Below are 17674 nucleotides of genomic sequence, written 5' to 3'. Positions count from 1 at the left end.
ACCAAGTGATGGCCCACCGCAAGCAGCTGACGCGGCTGAAGGCACCCTATCTCAAACGCATCCTGCTCGACCCCGAGCGCGTGAACGATTGGGAAAAATACCCGTGGAACCTGCCGCTGTTTCGCGGCCGCGAGTTCGAGCTCGAATTCACCACGCCCATCACCGTGATCGTCGGCGAGAACGGCACCGGCAAATCCACCCTGCTCGAGGCGATTGGCGCGCTGGCCGGCTATGACGAGGCAGGTGGCGGCAAGGGCTACCGCCCGGTCGACCATTCCAGCGCCATCGACAAGAGCGGCGCCGCCCTGGCGGACACATTCCGGGGCCACTGGCTGCCAAAAGTCACCGCTGGCTGGTTCTTTCGCGCCGAATCCTTCTATTCCATCGCCCGCTACCTCGACCAGGCCGCGCTGGATTCTGGCGGTGCGCCACCCGATTTCCTGTCCTGGTCACACGGCGAAGGCTTCATCCGCTTCTTCGAGGAGCGCTGCCGCAGGCAAGGCATCTACATCCTCGACGAGCCCGAAAGCGCGCTCTCGCCGTCGCGCCAGATCGAGCTTCTGAAGATGCTGCGGCGCATGGACCAGTCGGGCACGGCGCAAGTGATCATGGCGACGCACTCGCCGCTGCTGATGGCCTGTCCCGGCGCGCGGCTGTTCCGCATCAGCAGGTTCGGGCTTGAGCCCGCCGACTTTCGCGATACGGACCATTTCCGCATGCTGCGCGATTTCAGCAATGACCCGGATGGTTTTCTCACCGAGGCGTTGTATGAGGACGAGGCATGAATCACGATAGCTACGACAACACCTACATCGGCGGCATCCTCAATTCGGTGAAGACCATCGCCATGGTCGGCGCGTCGGCCAATGACGTCAGGCCAAGCTATTTCGTGCTCAAATACCTGCTGGCCAAGGGGTTTTCGGTGTTTCCGATCAATCCTGGCCAGGCCGGCAAGGAAATCCTTGGCCGGATGACCTATGCCAGGCTGGCCGACATTCCGGAGCCGATCGACATGGTCGACATCTTTCGCGCGCCGGCGGCGGTGCCAGGCATCGTCGACGAGGCGTTGCGGCTCGTTCCCTTGCCGAAAGTCATCTGGATGCAGCTTGGCGTGCGCCATGACGAGGCAGCCGCGCGCGCCGAGGCCGCCGGCATCAAGGTGGTGATGAACCGCTGCCCCAAGATCGAATACGGCAAGCTCTCCGGCGAGATCGGCTGGACCGGGGTCAATTCCGGGGTGCTGTCGTCGAAGAAGCCGCTGATGCGCCAGGGCTTCCAGAGTTTTGGCGTCCGCCAGAAGTGACGTGATCCGGGATTGCTTTTTGGCAAGAGATTCCAGTCCACTGCCGGCGCGCAAAAATTTTTCCGGGAAGCGATTGAGTTTCCCGCGCGTTCATCGCGGATCGCACGCCGAAAGGTATTTTCTTCTTTGCATTCCAGGCCGCGCTTCGCCAAGAATGCCCGGCGAATTTTGAGAAAGTTCTTGAGGGAGGTTTCCGTGACCCGTACGCCCGGTTTCAATACGCTCGCCGTCCATGCCGGCGCCAAGCCCGATCCGGCCACCGGCGCGCGCGCCACGCCGATCTACCAGACCACGTCCTTCGTCTTCGACGATGCCGACCATGCCGCCTCTCTCTTCGGCCTGAAGGCCTTCGGCAACATCTACACCCGCATCATGAACCCGACGCAGGCGGTGCTTGAAGAGCGCGTCGCCGCACTCGAAGGCGGCACGGCTGCCCTTGCTGTGGCATCCGGCCACGCCGCGCAGGTGATCGTGTTCCACAATCTGATGCAGCCGGGCGACAATTTCGTTGCCGCCAACAAGCTTTACGGCGGTTCGATCAACCAGTTCGGTCATGCCTTCAAGAATTATGGCTGGGAGGTGCGCTGGGCCGACACCAATGATCTCTCGACCTTCGAGAACCAGATCGACGACAGGACCAAGGCGATCTTCATCGAGAGCCTGGCCAATCCGGGCGGCACCTTCGTGGATATCGAGAAGATCGGCGACATCGCCCGCAAGCACGGCCTGCCATTGATCGTCGACAATACGCTGGCTTCGCCCTATCTCATCCGCCCGATCGAGCACGGCGCGGATATCGTCGTCCATTCGCTGACCAAGTTTATCGGCGGGCACGGCAATTCGATCGGCGGCGTGATCGTCGATGGTGGCACTTTCGACTGGTCGAAATCGGGCAAGTACCCGATGCTGTCGGAACCGCGCCCCGAATATGGCGGCCTCGTACTGCACGAGACTTTCGGCAATTTCGCTTTCGCCATCGCCGCCCGCGTGCTCGGCCTGCGCGATCTCGGCCCGGCAATCTCGCCTTTCAACGCCTTCCTCATCCTGACCGGCCTCGAAACCTTGCCGCTGCGCATGCAGCGCCACTGCGACAACGCGATCACGGTCGCCGGCTGGCTGTCCAACCACCCCAAGGTCGCCTGGGTGAATTATCCCGGCTTGCCCGGCGACAAGAACAATGCGCTGCAGAAGAAATATTCGCCGCTGGGCTCGGGCGCCGTGTTCACCTTCGGCCTCAAGGGCGGCTACGAGGCGGGCATCAAATTCGTCGAGGCACTCGAACTCTTTTCGCATCTGGCCAATGTCGGCGACACCAAGTCGCTGGTCATTCACCCGGCATCGACCACGCACCGCCAGCTTTCCGACGAGCAGAAGGTCAAGGCCGGCGCTGGCCCGGACACGGTGCGGCTGTCCATCGGCATCGAGGATGTCTCCGACATCGTCGCCGACCTCGAACAGGCACTCGCCAAGGTCTGACCTGATATGACCGCGTTTCTTTCCGTCGACACCAAAAGCGTCGAGCCCGAATCCGGCGCGCCCGCGCCGGATCGTCTGATCTCCGGCGATCCGAAATTCCGCACCTGGAATGTCGAGGAGCGCGACGGCGGCCTCTATGCCGGCATCTGGGAATCGACTCCCGGCAAATGGCGCATCGTCTATGACGAATGGGAGTTCTGCCACATTCTCTCAGGCGTCTCGGTGATCGCGGAAGAGGGCGGAGAGGCGCGCACGGTCAAAGCCGGTGACAGCTTCGTGCTGCGGCCGGGCTTCAGGGGAAGCTGGGAAGTGCTTGAAACGACTCGCAAGGAGTATGTGATCAAGCTTTGATCATTTCGCCGGGAACTGGGCGAGGCACGCGTCCGAGGCCTTGTCGTGAGCGGCCAGCAATTCGCTGTCCTGCGCATCGATGTCCGCGTCCGATATCTCGTCGCGATAATATTGCGTCAGGAGATCCATCCCTGTTTGCGTGACGCCTTGCGTCGGCAGCTCGCGGGCAAGGCAGCCGCACAGGCCAAGCGCGCGGTCCGGCGAACCGGTCTTGCGGTTGGTCAGGATGAAATCCTGCGCTGGACAGGCGTCGAGGAAGGCATCGAAGTCAAGTCGCTGCTGCTGCTGGTCGCCATGGTTGAAATAGGCCGGCTGCCACTGGGTTTTGCCGCTGGCGACGTCGCAGCCGGTGCCGGCATCCTCCGCGTCCTTGACCAGAGCCTGCCACGGCTTTTCCCTATCACCGGTCGGATAGGCAAAATTTTCACTGAAAGAGGCCGCATAGGTGTCGAGATCGGCCTGTGCAAAGCCGATCGTCTGGAACCGGTTGAACTGGCACTGGCATTCGCTGGTCACCCGTTCAGCCTCACCCTCTTCGGGCTGTTCGCTCGATTTGTTTTTTCGGCAGGCCGCGATAAAGGCAGTGCCGTCGAGCGAAGAAGCCGGAAAAGTCGAGCTGTCGGCATAGCGCTCACCGTTCCAACTGGCCAGCGTCTGGTTGAGCTGCAGGTCAATAAAGCCTTTGCGCTTGAAGGCGCCGAGCCCGACCTTGGCCGGGTCCGTCAGCCTGGCGCCCGGAATGTCGCCCAGCACCTCGCGATAGCCGTCGCCCTCCAGCACGAACAGGAACAACCCGCACTTGACCCCGTCGCAGGCGGGATCCTGCACATAGACATAGATCTCGGAAAATCCGTCGAGGTTGAAATCGACCTCATAGGCGCCGAACCTCTCCGCCGGCACTTTCGCGCCAATCTGGCGTTCGAGCAGCACGCCGGCCAGTTTCCTGGCGATGGCGTCACTGTTTTGCTGCGGGATATTCTCCGTCTGCTGGGCCACGGCGCCAGCCATGCAGCCGAGCAGAATCGTCACGGCGAGCGCGATCGCGCCTCTCGAAAACAATCTCATAGCAAGCCCCAGCCCACTATGGTCAGAAGCGCACGGAGAGCGCCTCCAGCCCATGGAAGTGGTAAGTGTCGCGGAAGCGGGGCTGTTCGGCAAGATGCAGTTGCGGGTACCGCTCGAACAAAGTCTTGAGCGAAACCTGCAGTTCGAGCCGGGCGAGCGGCGCGCCGATGCAGAAATGGATGCCGGCACCGAACGACACGTTCTTTTGGTCCGGTCGGCCGGACTGGAAGGCAAGGGGTTCGGCGAAGGCGTGCGGGTCATGATTGGCCATGCCGAGCAAAAGCCCGATCGTCTGGCCCGGCCGGACGACGATGCCGGGCGCGATTTCGATTTCCTCATAGGCATAGCGCATGAACATGTGTAGCGGCGCGTCGAAACGCAGGCATTCCTCGACCGTGGCCGCTGTCGCTTCAGGGGAGGTGAAGAAGCGGCGCGGGTCACCGCCTTGCGCCAGGATGGAATGGACGGCATTGCCGGTCTGGTGCACGGTTGCTTCATGGCCGGCATTGAGCAGCAGGATGGCCGAGGAGACCAGCTCGTCTTCAGACAGCCTCTCACCGTCTTCCTGGGCCGAGATCAGCAGCGACAGCAGGTCGTCGCCCGGGCTCTTGCGGCGCTCGGTCACGTAGGCGCGCAGGAAGTTGGAGAACTCGCCCGCCGCCCGGTTGGCCGTCTCCTCGGTCTCGCGCGTGCGGCCGTGGATGTACATGGCGACCATCTGATGCGACCAGTCGAGCAGTTGCGGCCCCATCTCGACCGGCACGCCGAGCATTTCGGCGATGATGGTGATCGGCAAGGGGGAGGCGAAGGCCGGCAGGAGGTCGACGGCCTTGCCTGGTTCGAAACGGTCGATCAATTCCTTGGCGAGCGCTTCGACACGCGGCCGCAACCGTTCGACCTGACGCGAGACGAAGGCACGGTTGACCAATGTCCTCAGGCGCGTGTGTACCGGCGGCTCCAGCTCCAGCATCGAATTGGCTTCGATACCGTCGAATGCCTTGAGATGGGTCCTATCCTGGCCGGCACCGCGGCTGTCGGGAATGCCGGCCGGGTTCTGGCGGCCGAAACGGCGGTCGCGCAGCAGTCTGTTGACGTCGCCGAAGCCGCCAAAGCACCAGAAGCCGAATTCTTCCCAGAAAAACGCATTCGATGCGTTGTGCAGGAAGGCGTAGGCCTCGTACGGATTGAGGAAGAAGGCTGGTTCGCGCGGGTCGAGCCTAAGCCGGCGAGTGGCCGGATCAAAGGCCAGATAGGAGAGCGTCGATTTGGTCATGCCAGACCCATAGCGCGGCTTGCCAGCCCGGTTCCAGACCGTATCTTGCGTGCGGCAGCCCGATTGATTGAGCCAGCCATTAGGGCGGCGGAAGGTCTGAACGGATGAATGTGATCGTTGTCGGCGCGGGTATCGCCGGTCTCTCCACGGCTTGGTCGCTGGTCAAGGCCGGCCACGGCGTGTCGATCGTCGAGCAGGGGCCGATCCCCAATCCGCTGGCGGCATCCGGCGACCACCACCGCATCATCCGCCGGGCCTATCGCGCTGGAACCGGCTATGGGCGGCTGATCACCGAAGCCTATGAGGCCTGGGACGAAATGTGGGCCGATCTCGGCGAGAACCACCTCGATGCGCGTGGCTTCGTCTGCGTTTCGCGCGAGCCCGGCGATGAGGCCGAGGAATACCGCGAGGGTCTGGAAGAGGGAAATTTCCCTTTCGAACTGCTGGAACCGGACGCAGCCGTCGAGCGCTGGCCGTTCTTCGAGGCTGGCTCGTTCCGCTATGCCTATTTCTCGACGGAAGGCGGCGCACTGCATTGCCGCAAGATAGCAGCCGGGCTGGCCACATGGTTGCGTGCCAACGGAGCCAATGTCTACGAGCACAGCAAGGTGACGGAGATCGATGCCGAGGCCGGCCATATCGTGCTGGAAAGCGGCGAGACGATGCAGGCCGACCGCATCGTCGTAGCCGCTGGCGCCTGGGTGCTGAAGCTATTCCCTGAGCTCGGCGGCGAATTGAGGACCTTTCGCACCGCGCTCGCCTATGTCGAACCGCCTGCCGATCTCAAGGCGGCATGGGAGGCTGCGCCCGTCATTCTCGATGTCGGCGGCAAGACCGACGGCTACATGATCCCGCTCACCCGGGGCGCCGGCATGAAGTTCGGTTCGGGCCTGCACAAGGTGCCGACCAGCAACGCCGATTGGAACCGCGAGCCGGTGCCGGGCGAGGGCGAGGCGATCCGCAACCTGTTTTCGCCGCCGATCGCCCGCATCGAGGAGTACAAGGTGACCGAAGTGGTCACCTGCGCCTACACCTTCACCGATGACGAGAAATTCCTGGCGCATGAGACCGGCAAGTGCCTGATCGTCTCTGCCTGTTCCGGTCACGGCTACAAATTCGGCGCGGCAGTGGGGCGCCGTGTTGCCAAAGCCATTGGCGATGGCGATATCGCCGGTCTCAAGGCCTGGCTGCGGGCCGAGGTGGCCTAACCCTAGTCCTGGCAGTGCCTGGGAATATGCACGCGCCGCCAGCCGGACGAACCTTGGCGCACCAGCACGCGGCGCGCGACGGTCTGGTAGGAAGCGGGAACATCGATGACGCGCCTTTGCTCGGGCCGCACCAGCACCTCCTCGGCGATGCTGTCATATTGCGCCGGAATGACGACGCGGCGCGTGCGTTCGGGCTGGATCACCACCGTCTCGGCGACGCGTTCGTAGCGTGCCTTGTGCCAGACCTTGCACAGCACGCGGCGGCCATGGATGACGCGCCATTCCCAGGAATAGCCGCCGCCATCGGCCCTGACGGTGTGGTAGACGGTCCGGTTGATTGCCGGCACCACTTCATACCGAACCTGGGCCGGCACGGTCATCACCACGCGCTCCCGCGTGCCATAGATCGGCGGGTCATAGTCGACGACCTGCTGGCCGGGAGGGCTGATCATGACGTCCTCGTAGACCGTGTCATAGACGTCAGGTGTGCGGACGGGCTCGTAGCATTCGACGGCGCGGCCGCCGGCCGCCGTTTGCGAAATCGAGCCGAGCAGGGTCAGCCCGGCAATGGCGAAGCGTGCGGTTTTCCCAGACATGGCACTCCCCCGTTTGACTGCAGGCAAAAGTTCAACGCAGAATTGTAGGGGAAGCCGTTGCGGAGAAAAGCGGTTTCGGCGCATTTCGTTAAGCGACGAGGTTAAGAAACTGCTACCTGTCGGGGCTGGCTCGGTATTTCGGGCCGGCGCGGCATCAGCTGCTGCTAATCCTTGCCCGGAAGCTTGATTCGACTTACCCAGATGGCTAGGACGGGTCGGCCTTGCAGAAGGATGAGCCGGCATCCTATTTACATCTTGACGATCCAGAACCGATTCTGCCCGAGCTGCCAGCCTGTCCGGCGCCGGAATCCCACCGCGAGACAAGAGATATCGAATGAAGAACCCCGTCGAAACCTACATGAACCTCGTTCCGATGGTGGTCGAACAGACCAATCGCGGCGAGCGGGCCTACGACATTTTCTCGCGCCTCCTCAAGGAGCGCATCATTTTCATCACCGGTCCGGTCGAGGACGGCATGGCGACGCTGGTCTGCGCGCAGCTCCTGTTCCTCGAAGCCGAGAACCCGAAAAAGGAAATCAACCTCTACATCAACTCGCCGGGTGGCGTCGTCACCTCGGGCATGGCGATCTACGACACCATGCAGTTCATCAAGCCGGCCGTGTCGACGCTGTGCATCGGCCAGGCGGCCTCGATGGGCTCGCTGCTCCTGACCGCGGGCCACAAGGACATGCGTTTTGCCACGCCGAACGCACGCATCATGGTTCACCAGCCGTCCGGCGGCTTCCAGGGCCAGGCGTCGGATATCGAGCGTCATGCCCAGGACATCATCAAACTGAAGCGTCGCCTCAACGAGGTCTATGTCAAGCACACCGGCAAGAGCTATGACGAGATCGAGAAGACCCTCGACCGCGACCATTTCATGACCGCCGACGAGGCCAAGGATTTCGGCCTGATCGACAAGGTCATTTCGTCGCGCGAGGCGGCCGAGGGGGCGTTGGCATAAAGGCTGGGTGGCAGTTGGATGGCACCATCACGCGCTTTTGGCGTGTCTTGCGTCATTTCGGCCACAATTGGCTGTTCCCTCGGAGGTCGGGATTGCCTACGTTAAGGCTATGTTGATTTTCGACGGCTTAGCTTTGCGTGGGGAAGCTGCGAATCATTGCCACGTTTTCTGATTTGTGTTTCGTACGGAATACGTTGCGGGGACCCGGAAGACTGGCGGCGGCGGATTCCCGCGATAAATAGAGTATGCGCCCTTTCAGCCAGACCATCGGCGGGCGGCCATGAAAGGACATGAAAATGAGCAAGGTCGGCAACAACAGCGGTGATTCCAAGAACACGCTTTATTGCTCGTTTTGCGGCAAAAGCCAGCACGAGGTGCGCAAGCTGATCGCCGGCCCAACGGTGTTCATCTGCGACGAGTGCGTCGAGCTGTGCATGGACATCATCCGCGAGGAGAACAAGACCTCGATGGTGAAGTCGCGCGAGGGCGTGCCGACCCCGCAGGAGATCCTGAAGGTTCTCGACGACTACGTCATCGGCCAGCCTTACGCCAAGCGCGTGCTGTCTGTGGCCGTGCACAACCACTACAAGCGCCTCGCGCATGCCGGCAAGAACAACGATGTCGAGCTGGCCAAGTCCAACATCCTGCTGATCGGCCCGACCGGCTGCGGCAAGACGCTGCTGGCGCAGACGCTGGCCCGCATCATCGACGTGCCCTTCACCATGGCCGACGCCACGACGCTGACCGAGGCCGGTTACGTCGGCGAGGACGTCGAGAACATCATCCTCAAGCTGTTGCAGTCGGCCGATTACAATGTCGAGCGCGCCCAGCGCGGCATCGTCTACATCGACGAAATCGACAAGATTTCGCGCAAGTCCGACAATCCCTCTATCACCCGCGACGTGTCGGGCGAGGGCGTTCAGCAGGCGCTGTTGAAGATCATGGAGGGCACCGTCGCTTCCGTGCCGCCGCAGGGCGGCCGCAAGCATCCTCAGCAGGAGTTCCTGCAGGTCGACACCGCCAACATCCTGTTCATCTGCGGCGGCGCCTTTGCCGGCCTGGACAAGATCATCTCGGATCGCGGCAGGAAGACCTCGATCGGTTTTGGCGCCATCGTCGCATCGCCGGAGGATCGCCGCACGGGTGACGTTTTCCGTCTGGTCGAGCCCGAGGATCTGTTGAAATTCGGCCTCATTCCGGAGTTCGTCGGTCGTCTGCCGGTCCTGGCGACGCTGGAGGATCTTGACGAGCCGGCATTGATCCAGATCCTGACCGAGCCGAAGAACGCGCTGGTCAAGCAGTATCAGCGCCTGTTCGAAATGGAAAATGTCGACCTAACCTTCCACGAGAACGCGCTTTCGGCGATCGCCAAGCGCGCCATCGAGCGCAAGACCGGCGCGCGCGGCCTGCGTTCGATCATGGAAGCGATCCTGCTCGACACGATGTTCGAACTGCCCGCGCTCGAAGGCGTGCGCGAGGTGGTGATCTCGGAAGAAGTGGTGACCGGCAGCGCCAGGCCGCTCTACATCTATTCCGAACAGAAGGAAAAGAAGGGCAATGTCAGCGCATGATATGGCACTTGGCCCTATATTTTTGTGGAACGGCGCCCTTGCGGCGCCGTTTTGCTGTGACGGGTATACGGCCTGAGCGATGGAGTGGATTTGCGGACGATGTTAACTCTTGATCTTTGCCCCGCTTGCATCCACCTAACACGAGAAGGCCGAGGTGCCCGATTTCTGTGCTGTAAAACTCCCGTCACAAACGGTGGTAGGCGGAACGATCCCCGGTCGTTAATATAAGATTCGCGGTTGGCCTGATGGTGGCCGCGACATGAAAGGTTGGACAATGGCCAAAATATCCAAGGCTCCCAGCGACGGCGTCTTCGCAGTCCTCCCACTGCGCGACATCGTGGTGTTCCCGCACATGATCGTTCCGCTCTTTGTCGGGCGTGAAAAGTCGATCAAGGCGCTGGAAGAGGTGATGGGTCAGGAAAAGCAGATCCTGCTCGCCACCCAGATGAATGCCGCCGATGACGATCCCGAGCCCGATGCGATCTTCGACATCGGCACGCTCGCCAACGTGCTGCAATTGCTGAAGCTGCCCGACGGCACCGTCAAGGTTCTGGTCGAGGGCGCCTCGCGTGCGAAAATCGTCTCCTTCACCGACCGTCCCGACTTCCACGAGGCCAAAGCCACGGCGCTGGTCGAGCCGGAAGAGGAAGAGGTCGAGGTCGAGGCTCTGGCCCGCTCGGTCGTCACCGACTTCGAGAACTACGTCAAGCTGAACAAGAAGATCTCGCCCGAAGTGGTGGGCGCCGCCAGCCAGATCGACGACTATTCCAAGCTCGCCGACACGGTTGCCTCGCATCTCGCCATCAAGATTCCTGAAAAGCAGGAAATGCTGGCCACGCTTTCCGTCAAGGAGCGGCTGGAAAAGGCGATGGGCTTCATGGAAGCCGAAATCTCCGTCCTGCAGGTGGAGAAGCGCATCCGCTCGCGCGTCAAGCGCCAGATGGAGAAGACGCAGCGCGAATACTACCTCAACGAGCAGATGAAGGCGATCCAGAAGGAGCTCGGCGAGGGCGAGGACGGCCGCGACGAAGCCGCCGAGATCGAGGCGCGCATCAAGAAGACCAAGCTCTCCAAGGAGGCCCGCGAAAAGGCGGAAGCCGAGTTGAAGAAGCTGAGGACGATGTCGCCGATGTCGGCTGAATCGACCGTCGTGCGCAACTATCTCGATTGGCTGCTGTCGATACCGTGGGGCAAGAACTCCAAGGTCAAGCAGGACCTGGCCTACGCGCAGAACGTCCTCGACACCGATCACTTCGGCCTCGACAAGGTCAAGGACCGCATCGTCGAGTACCTTGCCGTGCAAAGCCGCCAGAAGAAGCTGAAGGGGCCGATCCTGTGCCTCGTCGGCCCTCCCGGCGTCGGCAAGACCTCGCTCGGCAAGTCGATAGCCAAGGCAACCGGCCGCGAATTCATCCGCATGGCGCTCGGCGGCGTGCGTGACGAGGCCGAGATCCGTGGCCACCGGCGCACCTATATCGGCTCGATGCCCGGCAAGGTCATCCAGTCGATGAAGAAGGCAAAGAAGTCCAACCCGCTCTTCCTGCTCGACGAGATCGACAAGATGGGCCAGGACTTCCGTGGCGACCCGTCATCGGCGCTGCTCGAGGTGCTCGACCCCGAACAGAACTCGACGTTCATGGACCATTACCTCGAGGTCGAATACGACTTGTCGAGCGTGATGTTCGTGACGACGGCGAACACGCTGAACATCCCTGCGCCCTTGATGGACCGCATGGAGATCATCCGTATCGCCGGCTACACCGAGGACGAGAAGATCGAGATCGCCAAGCGGCACCTGATGCCGAAGGTGATCCGCGATCATGCGCTGCAGCCGAAGGAGTTCTCCGTCGGTGAGGACGCGATCCGCGCCATCATCCAGACCTACACCCGCGAAGCGGGCGTCAGAAGCCTGGAGCGCGAGCTGATGAAGCTCGGGCGCAAGGCGGTGACCGAGATCCTGAAGACGAAGAAGAAGACGGTGAGCATCACGGCGGCGAATCTCGCCGACTATCTCGGTGTTCAGCGCTACCGCTTCGGCCAGGTCGAGGCTGACGATCAGGTCGGTGTCGTCACCGGGCTTGCCTGGACGGAAGTCGGCGGCGAGCTGCTGACGGTCGAAGGTGTCATGATGCCCGGCAAGGGCCGCATGACGGTGACCGGCAATCTGCGCGACGTGATGAAGGAATCGATTTCGGCGGCGGCCTCCTATGTCCGTTCGCGCGCCATCGATTTCGGTATCGAGCCGCCGCTGTTCGACAAGCGCGACATCCACGTGCACTTGCCGGAAGGCGCCACGCCGAAAGACGGTCCGTCCGCGGGCGCGGCCATGGCCACGGCCATTGTGTCGGTGCTGACGGGTATTCCGGTGCGGGCCGATGTGGCGATGACTGGCGAGATAACGCTTCGCGGCCGCATCTTGCCGATCGGCGGCCTGAAGGAGAAGTTGCTCGCCGCACTGCGCGGCGGCATCAAGAAGGTGCTGATCCCGGAAGACAACGCCAAGGACCTGGCGGAGATTCCGGACAACGTGAAGAACGGCATGGAAATCATTCCGGTTTCACGCGTCGGTGAGGTGTTGCGCCACGCGCTGGTGCGGATGCCGGAGCCGATCGAATGGGTCGAACCGGTCAATCCGCCGGCCGCGACCGATAGTGCCGACGATGCCGGAAAGTCGCTTGCGCATTAGTTTTTTCTAAGGTTGCAGCGCACAAACAGAAAGCCGGGCCTCGCGCCCGGCTTTTTCATGTGAAAAACCCCGGAATTCCGGGCTTTTTCCGCTTTTTTCCTGCCTTTTCGACTTGGTTGCGGGAACGCTTCTTTCTAAAGTCCGTTTCCTGCCGGATGAGTCGTAAGTTCCGGTGTTCTCATGGAAGGGAATTTTTATGAACAAGAACGAACTGGTGTCCGCTGTCGCCGACGCCGCGAGCATTTCGAAGGGTGACGCGCAGTCGGCGGTCGATGCAGTGTTTTCTGTCATCTCCGGCGAACTGAAGAAGGGCGGCGATGTACGGCTTGTCGGCTTTGGCAATTTCACCGTGTCAAAGCGCGCTGCATCCACCGGCCGCAACCCCCAGACCGGCGCCGAAGTGAAGATCCCGGCGCGCACCGTGCCGAAGTTCTCGGCCGGCAAAGGCCTCAAGGACGCCGTCAACTAAGCGCGTTTTATTTCAAAAAACCAGAAAAGCCGGGCTTGCCCGGCTTTTCATTTTTGGACACGTATCTCCCGGTCGGAAGCTCCTCAAACTGTCGGGGCGTCGGCGCGCATCAGGCCCTCTTGCTTGAGATCGGCCCAGAGCGCTGCGGGGACTTTCGCATCCAGCAGCGACCGATTGCTCTCGACTTCGCCCGGGCGCTGACCGCCAGGGATGACTGAAACCACCGAAGGGTGCAACAGCGGGAACTGCAGGGCGGCTTCGATCAGCCTGATACCGTGGCGTTTGCAGACGGCCTCGATGCGCGTCACCTGGTCGATGACATCCTGCGGCGCTTCGGAATAGTTGTAATAGGCGCCGGGCTTCGGTCCGGTCGCCAGGATGCCGGAATTGTAGGGGCCGCCGAGAACGATGCGGATGCCGCGTTTTTGGCAAAGCGGCAGGAAAGACGTCAGCGCCTCCTGTTCCAGCAGCGTATAGCGCCCGGCAAGCAGGAACAGGTCGAAATCGCCGCGCTCGGCCAGGGCCTGCGCAACCTGCCACTCGTTGATGCCGCCGCCGAATGCCTTGATGACGCCCTGGTCGCGCAAGGCGAGCAGGCCATAATAGCCCGAGCGCATGAACTCATCGATGCGCTGGTCGGATGCCTCCTTGCTGCCATGGGTGAAGATGTCGACATCGTGCACGAACAGGATGTCGATGCGGTCGACGCCCAGCCGCTCCAGCGAGGCCTCGAACGAGCGCATGACGCCGTCATAGCTGTAATCGTAGACCTCCTTGCGCGACGGCGTGTCGAAGAACTTGCCGATGCCGGTGCGTTCCTCTGGCGGGCAGGCGCGCATGATGCGGCCGACCTTGCTCGACAGCACATAGTCGTCGCGCTTCCTGGAGCGCAGGAACGGATTGAGGCGCGTTTCCGACAGGCCGAGCCCATAGAGGGGCGCGGTGTCATAGTAGCGGCAGCCGGTCGCCCAGGCGGCCTCCAGCGTCGCGTTGGCGTCCTCGTCGGAGACCGCGCGGTAAAGATTGCCGAGCGGCGCCGTGCCGAAGCCCAGCTCCGTGAAGGTGATGCCGCCATTGCCGATGCGGTCGAAATGCCGTGTCTTCATGTCCTGCCCGTTTGCCTTGCTGATTTGTCTGACATGACACTATCATGCTCGTGGCTCGGCAAAAGCACCGCTGAGCGTTGGACACGCATTTTCGCGGTTGCTAGCATGAACGAAATCAAGCTGTTCCGGGGAAAAGCGTGATCGGGAATTGCCAATCTACTTCGATTGCCGGCACGGCGGGGGCGCCGCCGTGAACAACTCCGGCTCGCAGATGTTCAAGACCGCGCTCGACGAGCTTGGCGCGGTGTTGGCGCGCGTCGATGGCGACCGGATCGACGCCGCCTGCGGGATGCTGGTTGGTGCCAGGCAGATCGTCGTCTATGGCTGCGGCCGCGAGGCCTTGCAGGTGAAGGGCTTCGCCATGCGGCTCTATCATCTGGGCCTGCCGGTTTCGGCCGTCGGCGACATGACCACGCCGCCGGTAGGGCAGGGCGACGTCTTCCTTGTCAGTTCCGGGCCCGGCGAAACCTCGACTGTACTCACCCTGATGCGCATCGCGCGTGAGGCAGGCGCGACCGTCGTGCTCCTGACCGCCCAGGCGGGCGGCAGCGCCGCAAGCCTGGCCGATCTGACGTTGCTGGTGCCGGCGCAGACCATGGCCAACGACCAGGGGTCGCAAAAGACGTCGGTGCTGCCGATGGGCTCGGTTTTCGAGGGAGCGTTGTTCCTGCTGTTCGAGATCATGGTGCTGAAACTCAGGGAATTGACCGCGGCCTCGCCTGAAGCCATGCGCGCCCGCCACACCAACATGGAATAGATCATGCGCTATGAACTGATGCTGCCGCACCAGATCCGCAAGGCGATCGCGCAGAATTGGCCGGTCGCGCTGCCGCTCGGCGTGCTGGAATATCATGGCGAGCACATGGCTGTCGGCATGGACACACTGGCCGTCATCAAGACGCTGGAACTGTTCGAAAAGGAGAGCGACATCGTCATCCTGCCGCCCTTCTACTATGGCGCGGCGAGCTATGCCGTGGTGCCGCCGGAAGGCAGCGGCTCGGTGCAGGTCGGCGGCAATCAACTGGCGCCGTTCGGCGAGGAGCTGTTCTACAGCCTGCTGCGTATCGGCTTTCGCAACATCCACGCCATCATTCATCACCAGACCGAGAATTTCGCTGCCGGCATGCCGACCGATCTCGCTTTCAAGACCGCCGGCAGACAGGCGATCTTCCGCTTCCTCGAGAAGCAGCGCGGCGAGGGCTGGTGGGGCTCCGAGACGATGGCCGACTACTATGCGGGGCACGCCGCGGGCGAGAATTTCTTCAACTGGGTGCAGGTGCATCCGCTGATGCCGGCCGCGATGAACGGCAAATATCCTTTCGACCATGCCGGCATCGGCGAGACATCGCTGATGCTGGCGCTATGTCCGGAGGCGGTGGATGCCGCGCGTTTCGAGGACAATACGGGCTGGTATACGGCGAGTGCCAAGGAGGCGTCAGTGGAGTTGGGGCAAAAGGGTGTCGCCATGATCATGGATCACCTCAGGGCGATCCTGAGGCGCTAACGCGGGTTCTTGCTTGTCCCCCTGTGGGAGAAGGAAAAAACGCTACTTCACCGCACCAGCCGTCATGCCCATGATCAGGTAGCGCTCCAGCGCGATGCCGATGACGGCAAGCGGCGCGATGGCGGCGGTGGCAAGGGCCGCCATCGACCACCAGTTGATGCCTTGCGAGCCCGTCTGGCTGGCAACCATGACCGGGATTGTCTTGGCGTCCGTCGAGGTCAAAAGGGCGGCGAAGAAATACTCGTTCCAGCACAGCACCATCGCCAGGATGAAGGCTGCCACCATGCCTGGCAGCGCGATCGGCATGACGATGCGGAAAAAGGCGCCCCAGATCGACAGGCCGTCGACGAGGGCTGCTTCCTCCAGCTCGACGGGGATGGAATTGAACTGGTCACGCATGATCCAGATGACGATCGGCAGCACCATCAGCGTGTAGAGCAGAATCAGCCCGATACGCGTATCGAGCAGCCCGACTTCGCGGTAGAGCACCAGGAACGGCAAGGCCAGCACCACCGGCGGCAGGATCAACTGCGACAGGAAGAAGAAGGAGATGTCCTCGTTCTTGAACCAGGCGAAATGGTAGCGATAGCGGGTCAGGCCATAGGCGGCGAGGCTGCCGATAATGATCGCCAGGCTCGACGCCCCAACCGAGGTGATGACCGAATTCATGAAGCGCTTGAGGAACTCGTCACGCACGGTCGATGTCTGGAAGATCGAGTCCGGCGACAGGCCAAGCGATCGCCAGCCTTTCCAATCCGGCTGGAAGTCGACAAACGGGATCAGGTGGCCCTGGGTGACATCCACCGCCGTCTTGAACGATGTGGTGATGGTCCAATAAATCGGAAACAGGCAGATGAAGCCCCAGCAGGCGAGCGCGCCGTAAATGAAGACGCGGCTGGCGACGAAGCTCGCCGGCGAGCGGATTTCGGATGCGACGTAGTCGGTGGTCTGAACGCTCATCTTGCCCTAATTCACATTGCGCACGAAACGGCTGGCGAATTTCAACAGCCAGGTCACGAACACTACGATGATGACGAGATAGGCCATCGCCAGCATGGTGCCGTAGCCGACATTCGAGCGGTCGCGGTACTCGCGGTAGATGAAGCTCGACACCGAATCGGTGGCGCCGCCCGGACCGCCCGAGGTGACCGTGATGATGATGTCGGCAAGCTTCAGCTTGAAGATGATGCGCAGGATCACCGCCGTTACCGACACCGGCAGCATCAGCGGGAAAGTGACCTGCCAGAAGGTCTGCCAGGCCGTGGCGCCATCGACACGTGCCGCCTCCAGCACCTCGCGCGACATCGCCTGCAGCCCCGCCAGCAGCATGATCATCATGAACGGAATGAAGGTCCAGGCGTCCAGCAGCATGATCGAGATGCGGGCGGTGATCGGGTTCGAGAAGAAGGCCGGGTCTTCCCAGCCGAGATGGCGCGCCAGCGTCGCTGCCGGTCCAAAGCGATATTCCATCAGCGACTTGCCGATCATCCACGACACCGCGACGGGCGACAGCATCAGCGGCATCAGGAACACCACCCGGAAGAATTTTCGGGCACGGATCTGCGCGTTGAGCAGCAGCGCCAGGCCAAAGGCCACGACATATTCGACCAGCACCGCCAGCACATAGAGCACCATGTTGAACAGGGCGTTGCGGTAGTAGGGGTCGGCGAGCATCTGCCAGAAATTGTCGAGCCCGTTGAACCTGCGACCGCTGAAGGAGCTGAGGTTCCAGTCGGTGAGCGCGATGTAGAAGCCGAACAGCGTCGGGAAGATCACCATGGCGATGGTGAACAAAAGGGCGGGCAGCAGGAAGAGTGCGCGCTGGCCGTCCTCGCCGCGTGTCAGAACCTGGCCGATGCCGATCGCCACGCCCCACAGCACATAGGCGTAGACCACGGGCCGCCATGTCTCAAAGCCGATCGTATCGACCTCGGTCTTGTAGAGGATCTGCAGCACGATCGTTGCCAGCAGGCCGAGCGTGGCAATCGCCATCAGCGCCCAGCCCAAACGCCGGCGGCCAGGCGGGATCAGATCATGGGGGGCGGCGTCTGCCGGCCACTGGGTCGCGGTCGAAGTCTGGTCAGCCACAAATTTCGCCCGTT

The 17674-nt window shown here is 62.1% G+C and carries 17 protein-coding genes; 11 read left to right on the top strand and 6 right to left on the bottom strand.

Annotated features, from left to right (window positions below):
• The first annotated feature begins 8 nt into the window (after positions 1-8).
• From EN804_RS04455 to EN804_RS04440, 4 genes are all read left to right on the top strand, one after another.
• Positions 9-785 (top strand): AAA family ATPase, encoded by a 777-nt coding sequence (locus tag EN804_RS04455; RefSeq protein ID WP_135918723.1) that lies wholly within the window; start codon positions 9-11, stop codon positions 783-785.
• Complete coding sequence (locus EN804_RS04450; RefSeq protein WP_135915446.1) at positions 782-1303, top strand: CoA-binding protein; 522 nt, start codon at positions 782-784, stop codon at positions 1301-1303. Before EN804_RS04455 ends, EN804_RS04450 begins: the two co-directional genes overlap by 4 nt.
• 195 nt (positions 1304-1498) lie before the next feature.
• Complete coding sequence (locus EN804_RS04445) at positions 1499-2779, top strand: O-acetylhomoserine aminocarboxypropyltransferase (protein ID WP_135918722.1); 1281 nt, start codon at positions 1499-1501, stop codon at positions 2777-2779.
• Between the two features lie 6 nt (positions 2780-2785).
• Positions 2786-3130, top strand: a complete 345-nt coding sequence (locus tag EN804_RS04440) for a cupin domain-containing protein (RefSeq protein WP_127281240.1) — start codon at positions 2786-2788, stop codon at positions 3128-3130.
• Here the strand turns inward: EN804_RS04440 and EN804_RS04435 are convergent, their stop codons facing one another.
• Together EN804_RS04435 and EN804_RS04430 are read right to left on the bottom strand one after the other, a co-directional pair.
• Positions 3131-4195: a hypothetical protein gene (locus EN804_RS04435; RefSeq protein ID WP_135918721.1), complete on the bottom strand. Its 1065-nt coding sequence runs from the start codon at positions 4193-4195 to the stop codon at positions 3131-3133.
• 22 nt (positions 4196-4217) lie between these two features.
• Complete coding sequence (locus EN804_RS04430; RefSeq protein WP_135918720.1) at positions 4218-5468, bottom strand: cytochrome P450; 1251 nt, start codon at positions 5466-5468, stop codon at positions 4218-4220.
• Positions 5469-5572: 104 nt separating this feature from the next.
• Between EN804_RS04430 and EN804_RS04425 the strand changes: the two genes are divergently transcribed.
• On the top strand, positions 5573-6676 hold the full coding sequence (locus tag EN804_RS04425) for an FAD-dependent oxidoreductase (RefSeq protein ID WP_135918719.1): 1104 nt from the start codon (positions 5573-5575) through the stop codon (positions 6674-6676).
• 2 nt (positions 6677-6678) lie between these two features.
• On the opposite strand, the gene EN804_RS04420 is transcribed toward EN804_RS04425, so the two are convergent.
• Positions 6679-7272 carry a hypothetical protein gene (locus EN804_RS04420; protein ID WP_135918718.1) on the bottom strand — a complete coding sequence of 198 codons (594 nt, stop codon included), beginning with the start codon at positions 7270-7272 and terminating at the stop codon, positions 6679-6681.
• A gap of 334 nt (positions 7273-7606) precedes the next feature.
• Here EN804_RS04420 and clpP point away from each other — a divergent pair, with 334 nt between their 5' ends.
• The 4 genes from clpP to EN804_RS04400 all read left to right on the top strand — a co-directional run bounded on the left by clpP (position 7607) and on the right by EN804_RS04400 (position 12962).
• Positions 7607-8236 (top strand): ATP-dependent Clp endopeptidase proteolytic subunit ClpP, encoded by a 630-nt coding sequence (clpP, locus tag EN804_RS04415; protein ID WP_027028064.1) that lies wholly within the window; start codon positions 7607-7609, stop codon positions 8234-8236.
• A gap of 296 nt (positions 8237-8532) precedes the next feature.
• Complete coding sequence (clpX, locus tag EN804_RS04410) at positions 8533-9807, top strand: ATP-dependent Clp protease ATP-binding subunit ClpX (protein ID WP_023759839.1); 1275 nt, start codon at positions 8533-8535, stop codon at positions 9805-9807.
• Between the two features lie 274 nt (positions 9808-10081).
• Complete coding sequence (gene lon / locus EN804_RS04405) at positions 10082-12493, top strand: endopeptidase La (protein ID WP_127869591.1); 2412 nt, start codon at positions 10082-10084, stop codon at positions 12491-12493.
• A 196-nt stretch (positions 12494-12689) separates the two neighbouring features.
• Positions 12690-12962, top strand: coding sequence for an HU family DNA-binding protein (locus EN804_RS04400; RefSeq protein WP_015318196.1), 273 nt, complete (start codon positions 12690-12692; stop codon positions 12960-12962).
• Positions 12963-13045: 83 nt separating this feature from the next.
• Here the strand turns inward: EN804_RS04400 and EN804_RS04395 are convergent, their stop codons facing one another.
• Positions 13046-14068 (bottom strand): aldo/keto reductase, encoded by a 1023-nt coding sequence (locus EN804_RS04395; RefSeq protein ID WP_135918717.1) that lies wholly within the window; start codon positions 14066-14068, stop codon positions 13046-13048.
• Between the two features lie 190 nt (positions 14069-14258).
• Between EN804_RS04395 and EN804_RS04390 the strand changes: the two genes are divergently transcribed.
• Both EN804_RS04390 and EN804_RS04385 read left to right on the top strand, forming a co-directional pair.
• Positions 14259-14825, top strand: coding sequence for an SIS domain-containing protein (locus EN804_RS04390; protein ID WP_245520703.1), 567 nt, complete (start codon positions 14259-14261; stop codon positions 14823-14825).
• Positions 14826-14828: 3 nt separating this feature from the next.
• The gene (locus EN804_RS04385) at positions 14829-15572 is read left to right on the top strand and encodes a creatininase family protein (protein ID WP_135918716.1); all 744 of its coding nucleotides are present in this window, start codon (positions 14829-14831) and stop codon (positions 15570-15572) included.
• A gap of 42 nt (positions 15573-15614) precedes the next feature.
• On the opposite strand, the gene EN804_RS04380 is transcribed toward EN804_RS04385, so the two are convergent.
• Both EN804_RS04380 and EN804_RS04375 read right to left on the bottom strand, forming a co-directional pair.
• The gene (locus EN804_RS04380; RefSeq protein ID WP_027143632.1) at positions 15615-16532 is read right to left on the bottom strand and encodes a carbohydrate ABC transporter permease; all 918 of its coding nucleotides are present in this window, start codon (positions 16530-16532) and stop codon (positions 15615-15617) included.
• A gap of 6 nt (positions 16533-16538) precedes the next feature.
• Positions 16539-17660: a sugar ABC transporter permease gene (locus tag EN804_RS04375; RefSeq protein WP_127279482.1), complete on the bottom strand. Its 1122-nt coding sequence runs from the start codon at positions 17658-17660 to the stop codon at positions 16539-16541.
• Between the last annotated feature and the right edge of the window lie 14 nt (positions 17661-17674).

Origin of the sequence: Mesorhizobium sp. M8A.F.Ca.ET.161.01.1.1, assembly GCF_004792105.1 — a bacterium.
Classification (GTDB): Bacteria; Pseudomonadota; Alphaproteobacteria; order Rhizobiales; family Rhizobiaceae; genus Mesorhizobium.
Note: the sequence above shows the minus strand (reverse complement) of the source record. Positions and strands in the feature narration are given on the sequence as shown.

What these genes read in the sequence shown, in the direction of transcription:
- EN804_RS04455 (WP_135918723.1), top strand. Translation starts at nt 9, where the DNA reads ATGGCCCACCGCAAGCAGCTGACGCGGCTGAAGGCACCCTATCTCAAA.
- EN804_RS04450 (WP_135915446.1), top strand. Translation starts at nt 782, where the DNA reads ATGAATCACGATAGCTACGACAACACCTACATCGGCGGCATCCTCAAT.
- EN804_RS04440 (WP_127281240.1), top strand. Translation starts at nt 2,786, where the DNA reads ATGACCGCGTTTCTTTCCGTCGACACCAAAAGCGTCGAGCCCGAATCC.
- EN804_RS04435 (WP_135918721.1), bottom strand. Translation starts at nt 4,195, where the DNA reads ATGAGATTGTTTTCGAGAGGCGCGATCGCGCTCGCCGTGACGATTCTG.
- EN804_RS04430 (WP_135918720.1), bottom strand. Translation starts at nt 5,468, where the DNA reads ATGACCAAATCGACGCTCTCCTATCTGGCCTTTGATCCGGCCACTCGC.
- EN804_RS04425 (WP_135918719.1), top strand. Translation starts at nt 5,573, where the DNA reads ATGAATGTGATCGTTGTCGGCGCGGGTATCGCCGGTCTCTCCACGGCT.
- EN804_RS04420 (WP_135918718.1), bottom strand. Translation starts at nt 7,272, where the DNA reads ATGTCTGGGAAAACCGCACGCTTCGCCATTGCCGGGCTGACCCTGCTC.
- clpP (WP_027028064.1), top strand. Translation starts at nt 7,607, where the DNA reads ATGAAGAACCCCGTCGAAACCTACATGAACCTCGTTCCGATGGTGGTC.
- clpX (WP_023759839.1), top strand. Translation starts at nt 8,533, where the DNA reads ATGAGCAAGGTCGGCAACAACAGCGGTGATTCCAAGAACACGCTTTAT.
- lon (WP_127869591.1), top strand. Translation starts at nt 10,082, where the DNA reads ATGGCCAAAATATCCAAGGCTCCCAGCGACGGCGTCTTCGCAGTCCTC.
- EN804_RS04400 (WP_015318196.1), top strand. Translation starts at nt 12,690, where the DNA reads ATGAACAAGAACGAACTGGTGTCCGCTGTCGCCGACGCCGCGAGCATT.
- EN804_RS04395 (WP_135918717.1), bottom strand. Translation starts at nt 14,068, where the DNA reads ATGAAGACACGGCATTTCGACCGCATCGGCAATGGCGGCATCACCTTC.
- EN804_RS04385 (WP_135918716.1), top strand. Translation starts at nt 14,829, where the DNA reads ATGCGCTATGAACTGATGCTGCCGCACCAGATCCGCAAGGCGATCGCG.
- EN804_RS04380 (WP_027143632.1), bottom strand. Translation starts at nt 16,532, where the DNA reads ATGAGCGTTCAGACCACCGACTACGTCGCATCCGAAATCCGCTCGCCG.